Genomic DNA, 1,049 nt, shown 5'->3' with positions numbered 1-1,049 from the left:
GGCGTGCGCAACGGTGCCTTCGGCGCCGACAAATTCGGCTTAAAGAATCTCAAGCAGGTTCACTGGAACCTCGGTGCGCCGCAACTCTATCAATACTCGCTCTCCGCGGGCGAGGCGGTGCTGTCGGCCGATGGCGCGCTCTGCGCCGACACCGGCGAGTTCACCGGCCGCAGCCCCAAGGACAAGTTCACGGTGCGTGACGCCACCACCGACAAGAAGATGTGGTGGGCCGGCAACCAGTCGATCACCGCAGAGCAGTTCGAGACGCTCTACCAGGACTTCCTCAAGCAAGCCGAAGGCAAGTCGCTGTTCGCGCAGGACCTCTACGGCGGCGCCGATCCGGCCTACCGCATCAAGACCCGCGTCTTCACCGAGCTCGCCTGGCACTCGCTGTTCATCCGCACGCTGCTGATCCGCCCCGAGGCGGTCGAGCTCTCGGCGTTCGTGCCCGAGCTCACCATCATCGACATGCCGAGCTTCCGCGCCGATCCGAAGCGCCATGGCTGCAAGTCGGAGAACGTCGTCGCGATCGATTTCGCCCGCAAGATCGTGCTGATCGCCGGCTCCTACTATGCCGGCGAGATGAAGAAGTCGGTCTTCACCACGCTGAACTACTATCTGCCCGAGCGCGGCGTGATGCCGATGCATTGCTCGGCCAATGTCGGCGCCAAGGGTGATGCCGCGATCTTCTTCGGCCTGTCCGGCACCGGCAAGACCACGCTGTCAGCCGATCCGAACCGCACGCTGATCGGCGATGACGAGCACGGCTGGGGCCCGAACGGCGTCTTTAACTTCGAAGGCGGCTGCTACGCCAAGTGCATCAAGCTGTCGCAGGAAGCCGAGCCCGAGATCTATGCCGCCTCGACCCGCTTCGGCGCGGTGCTCGAGAATTGCGTGCTCGACGAAGACACCCGCGTGGTCGATTTCGACGACGGCTCCAAGACCGAGAACACGCGCTCGGCGTATCCGCTCGAATTCATCCCGAACGCCTCCCGCACCGGCCGCGCCCCGCAGCCGAAGAACGTGGTGATGCTCGCCGCCAACGCTTT

Annotated in this window: 1 protein-coding gene; it reads left to right on the top strand. The window is 64.3% G+C overall.

Annotation, left to right across the window (positions count from 1 at the left end; translation table 11 throughout):
- Nucleotides 1-1,049 (top strand): phosphoenolpyruvate carboxykinase (ATP) (locus IVB48_RS23870; RefSeq protein ID WP_247403548.1); only part of this gene is annotated, 1,049 nt, incomplete at both ends.

Origin of the sequence: Bradyrhizobium sp. 76 (genome assembly GCF_023073025.1) — a bacterium.
GTDB lineage: Bacteria > Pseudomonadota > Alphaproteobacteria > Rhizobiales > Xanthobacteraceae > Bradyrhizobium.
Note: the sequence above shows the minus strand (reverse complement) of the source record. Positions and strands in the feature narration are given on the sequence as shown.